Consider the following 5536-nt stretch of genomic DNA (forward strand, 5'->3'; position numbering starts at 1 on the left):
ATGCCTATTCGGAATTGGGGAATAATTTTAAATCAATTTTTAACTATATTTGATGAAAGGGTTCAACTTTAAATAAAAGTCAAACCCTCTTTATTTTAAACTTACACACTTAATGGGATAGTGTCTACAAAAACAAAAAATCCGCTATTCAGCGGATTTTTTGTTTTGTATTTTTATGTATCTGAAAATATATTATTCACCCATTGCCTCTGCTAGTGCAGCAGACATACGTTTATAGGTACCGTTTTCTAAAGTCTCCCGTATTGCGGAGAATGCTATTAACGTTTCTTCAATATCTTCAGCAGTATGCGATGCAGTAGGAATTAATCTTAATAAAATCAATCCTTTTGGAATAACCGGATATACGACAATAGAACAGAAAATTCCATGATTCTCTCTTAAATCCTTTACCAACGCCATTGCTTCAGGAATACTTCCTTTAAGATATACTGGAGTAACACAACTCTGTGTAGTCCCTAGATCAAATCCTCTTTCTCTTAATCCGTTTTGCAGAGCATTTACATTCTCCCAAAGCTTTTCTTTTAACTCTGGCATTGTTCTTAGCATATCAAGACGTTTAAGTGCTCCTACTACTAATTGCATTTGTAGCGATTTAGCAAACATCTGAGATCGCAAATTATATTTAAGATAATCAATTATTTCTTTGTCTGCAGCTATAAAAGCACCTGTACTTGCCATAGATTTAGCGAAAGTTGCAAAATACACATCAATCTGATCTTGTACACCTTGCTCCTCACCTGTTCCTGCTCCAGTTGCTCCTAACGTTCCAAAACCATGGGCGTCATCAACAAAAAGTCTAAAATTATATTTCTCTTTTAATGCTACAATTTCTTTTAACTTACCTTGCTCACCTCTCATACCAAAAACACCTTCTGAGATCAATAAAATTCCACCTCCGGTTTTTTCAGCCATTTTCGTAGCTCGCATTAAATTTTTATCAATACTTACCATATCATTATGTCGATATGTGTATCGCTGTCCCTGATGCAATCGTACACCATCTATAATACAAGCATGAGCGTCTACATCATACACAATGATATCATCTTTACTTACCAACGCATCTATTGTAGATACCATACCCTGATATCCAAAATTCAAGAGATATGCGGCTTCTTTATCAACAAACTCAGCAAGTTCATCTTGTAGCTGCTCATGAAGATCAGTATGACCACTCATCATTCTAGCTCCCATAGGATAAGCAGAACCATATGCAGATGCAGCTTCTGCATCCACTTTTCTAACCTCATCCATATTAGCAAGGCCTAAATAATCATTAATACTCCAAGTGACTACCTCTCTTCCCTGAAATCTCATTCTATTTGATATCGGCCCTTCCAATTTAGGAAAAACAAAATATCCTTCTGCCTTATCAGCCCATTTTCCTAAAGGCCCTTTATCTTTGTATATTTTATCAAATAAATCTCTCATCTACACCAAATTTGATTTCTTTTAGCATGCGAAAATACAGAAAATTGATGTGATCACATAATTATATTACTAATCAACACTATAAAGTATTCTTCACAAAAAAAGCACCTACGTATCAATAGCAGGTACCTAATTACTTTTTTAATAAAACTATTTAATTACTTGAATTTTTGTCGCGTCTTCCTCGTGTTGACTATCAAAGAAGCCTTGCTCCATCATCCAATCATCACTAAACACTTTACTCATATATCTTGATCCATGATCGGGTAAAATAATCACGACATTACTATTCTCATCAAACTCACCACTTTCGGCTAATTGCTTAGCTCCCTGAATGGCTGCACCACTTGTATATCCTAAAAACATACCTTCTGCTTTCACCAATTCTCTTGCAGTATGCGCGCTATCCTCATCACTCACCTTTTCAAATTTATCAATCAAATCAAAATTTGTGGCAGTCGGAATTAAATTTTTACCTAACCCTTCTATTCGGTATGGATAAATTTCATTAGTATCAAATTCTTTGGTTTCGTGATATTTCTTTAAAACCGATCCGTATGCATCAATACCTAATACCTTAATATCTTTGTTTTTCTCTTTAAGATATTTAGCAGTACCAGAAATGGTACCTCCCGTTCCACAACACGCAACAAAATGAGTGATACTACCATTGGTTTGATTCCAAACCTCAGGTCCGGTTGATCTATAATGTGCATCAACATTTAATTCATTAAAATATTGATTGATATATACAGATCCTTTAATTTCTTCGTGCAATCTTTTGGCAACCTGATAATAAGATCTGGGATCATCTGCACTTACATGTGCAGGACACACATACACCTTGGCTCCCATGTTTTTCAACATGGCGATCTTATCTTTAGAAGATTTTGAGCTAACAGCAAGGATACATTCATATCCTTTAATAACACTGACCATAGCCAAACTAAATCCTGTATTACCACTAGTAGTTTCTATAATAGTATCACCGGGTTTTAGTAAGCCTTTCTTCTCAGCTTCTTCAATAATATATAATGCTATTCTATCTTTTGTCGAATGTCCTGGATTAAATGATTCTATTTTAGCATAGAAATTTCCCGGAGCATCTTTCATAATTTTGTTTAGTTTAACTAGTGGGGTATCACCAATAAGTTCTAAAACATTATTATAAGCCTGGATTTCTTCTCTCATAAGGTTGTGTTTATACATACTTGTGGAACAAAACTAGGGGGGCTCCACAAACTGTTACAAAAACGCTACGAAGTTACGTTATTTTTTTTAATTAGTTATTTATACTTTCTAAATCTAGTAAAAATGCATATTCTTCAGCGACTTCTTTCAATGCTTCAAATCGACCTGAAGCTCCTCCGTGTCCAGCTTCCATATTCGTATGCAGTAATAATATATTAGTATCTGTTTTTAGTTCTCTTAATTTAGCTACCCATTTTGCAGGTTCCCAATACTGAACTTGCGAATCATGCAAACCTGTAGTTACCAACATATTAGGATATTCCTGTGCCATAACATTATCATACGGGGAATAAGATTTCATATACTCATAATACTCCTTTTCATTAGGATTTCCCCACTCATCATACTCACCCGTGGTTAATGGAATACTATCATCAAGCATCGTCGTGACTACATCTACAAATGGTACCGCTGCCACTACTCCATTATACAAACTTGGTGCCATATTAACTATTGCACCCATTAGTAAACCTCCTGCAGAACCTCCCATTGCATATAAATGCGCTGATGATGTATACTTTTGATCTATTAAATATGAAGAACAATCAATAAAATCAGTAAAGGTATTTTTCTTTTTAAACAACTTGCCATTATCGTACCAAGAACGTCCAAGATATTCACCTCCTCTTACATGAGCAATAGCGTATATAAAATCCCTATCCAGCAGACTTAAACGTACTGTAGAAAAATAAGGATCAATAGTAGAGCCATAAGATCCATAGGCATATAGTAATACTGGATTGGTCCCATCTTTCTTTAGTCCTTTTTTATACACTAATGACATAGGTATTTTCGTACCATCTCCTGCTGTAGCCCAAATCCTCTCAGAGGTATAATTATTTTTATCAAATGTACCTCCCAGTACTTCTTGCTCTTTTTTAACCTCTTTTTCTTTAGTCTCCATATTAAAATCGATGACAGAATTAGGGGTGGTAAGAGAATTATAGGAATATCTTAATAATTTTGTATCAAAATCCGGGTTTGTATCTACAAATACAGTATATGTTTCATTATCAAACGGAAGATAATATTCAGAAGTACCATCCCATCTTTTTACATGAATTCTGTTAAGACCATTGCTTCGTTCACTAACTACAAGATATTCTTTAAAAATATCTATATCTTCTAACAAGACATCTTCTCTATGCGGAATAAGGTCTTTCCAATTTTCTTTTAACGTATTTTCTTCAGAAACCTGCATCAACCTAAAATTAGTAGCACCATCTTTATTTGTAAGAATATAAAAATCATTTTCATAATGTGCTATTCCATATTCTAAACCCCTGATTCTGGGTTGGAATATGGTGAATTTCCCAATGGGATTATCAGCTAAAATAAAGCGATATTCTGACGTTAATGTACTTCCTGAACCTATAACTATAAACTTCTTAGATTTTGTCTTGTAAACGAAAGTATTAAATGTATCATCAGTTTCATGAAAAACAGTTTCATCTTCAGTAACTGAAGTTCCCATGATGTGCCTTACAATTTTATCTGAGCGCAGTGTCTCTTCATCTTTCTTAGTATAAAATAGTGTTTTACTATCTGATGCCCAAGTACTTCCACCAGTGGTTGTTTCGATAATTTCAGGATAAATTTCTCCTGTAATAAGATTTTTGACTCTAATGGTATATTTTCGTCTACTTACTGTATCAACACCAAAAGCTATTAATGTATTATCAGGACTAATATTTAATCCTACCATTCTAAAATAGGCATGTCCTTCGGCTTCTTTGTTACAATCAAATAATATTTCTTCTGGAGCCTCTAATGTTTCTTTTTTTCTGGAATATATTGGGTAATCTTTTCCTTTTTCATATTTAGTAATATACCAATAGCCATTTAGCTTATAAGGTACAGAAGAATCATCTTCTTTAATACGGTTTTTCATTTCCTGAAACAACTCTTTCTGAAAATTTTTAGTGTGATACGTCATCTCATCATTATAATCATTTTCACGTTTCAGATAATCTAACACATCAGGATGCTCTCTATCATTTAACCAAAAATAATTATCTATTCGTACATCACCATGTTTTTCCAAACGCATAGCTTTTTTAGCAGCTACAGGATTTTGAGTTTCTATTTTCAATGTGTCTTTTTATCTTGATTACAGGAGGTTGCAAAAATAAAGGTTAGAAACAACATAACTTGTAGACTTTTCATAATATTCCTTTAGTTTATTAACAAGCAAAATACTAATTTTGTGATAACAAATTCTAAAAATAAATATAATGTTTGGAGATATGATGGGAATGATGGGTAAATTAAAAGAAGCCCAGAAAAAAGTCGAAGAAACAAAAATAAGACTGAATACTGTTCTACTTGATCAAAATAGTAATGATAACCTTCTTAAGGTTACGATTACAGCAAATAGAGAGGTGAAAAATATTACGATTGCTGATGAGTTATTAGCTGATAAGGAGCAACTGGAAGATTATCTAATCTTAACAGTTAATAAAGCTATTGCTAAAGCTACAGAAGTAAATAAAGCTGAATTAGCTGCAGTAGCAAAAGAAGGAATGCCTGACATTCCTGGAATGGATTTATTTAAATAATCTGATGAGTTATATATTGCTTATATTAATTTATATGTAGTACGATGCGGATAATAAGTTCCTATTGGTATAGTAGTATTAAATAATAATAAAAGTCAAAAAAAGGAAGCGAATTGCTTCCTTTTTTTGACTTTTATTATGTATCCAGAGGTAGTATCTCACCAAGTGTGTAAAGTTTAAAATACGGAGGTCGCGACCTCCGTATTTTATTTTTTATTAACTTTAAATTTTATGCACTTATGAAGAAAGAAGATTTCATTACCGAGGATTTTTTG

4 protein-coding genes are annotated in these 5536 nt (G+C 33.2%); 1 reads left to right on the forward strand and 3 read right to left on the reverse strand.

Features of this window, described 5'->3' with window-relative positions; all coding sequences use genetic code 11:
• Positions 1 to 192: 192 nt before the first annotated feature.
• The 3 genes from capB to ABD816_RS21945 form a co-directional block, all read right to left on the reverse strand.
• Positions 193 to 1452 (reverse strand): cysteate-C-fatty acyltransferase, encoded by a 1260-nt coding sequence (gene capB / locus ABD816_RS21935; RefSeq protein WP_344931037.1) that lies wholly within the window; start codon positions 1450 to 1452, stop codon positions 193 to 195.
• Positions 1453 to 1602: 150 nt separating this feature from the next.
• Positions 1603 to 2643, reverse strand: coding sequence for a cysteate synthase (gene capA, locus ABD816_RS21940; RefSeq protein ID WP_344931038.1), 1041 nt, complete (start codon positions 2641 to 2643; stop codon positions 1603 to 1605).
• Positions 2644 to 2734: 91 nt separating this feature from the next.
• Positions 2735 to 4795, reverse strand: a complete 2061-nt coding sequence (locus ABD816_RS21945) for a S9 family peptidase (RefSeq protein WP_344931039.1) — start codon at positions 4793 to 4795, stop codon at positions 2735 to 2737.
• A 142-nt stretch (positions 4796 to 4937) separates the two neighbouring features.
• Here ABD816_RS21945 and ABD816_RS21950 point away from each other — a divergent pair, with 142 nt between their 5' ends.
• Positions 4938 to 5261, forward strand: coding sequence for a YbaB/EbfC family nucleoid-associated protein (locus ABD816_RS21950; protein ID WP_344931041.1), 324 nt, complete (start codon positions 4938 to 4940; stop codon positions 5259 to 5261).
• The last annotated feature ends 275 nt before the right edge of the window (positions 5262 to 5536 follow it).

Source organism: Aquimarina addita, from assembly GCF_039539305.1.
In the GTDB taxonomy this organism is placed as follows: Bacteria; Bacteroidota; Bacteroidia; order Flavobacteriales; family Flavobacteriaceae; genus Aquimarina; species Aquimarina addita.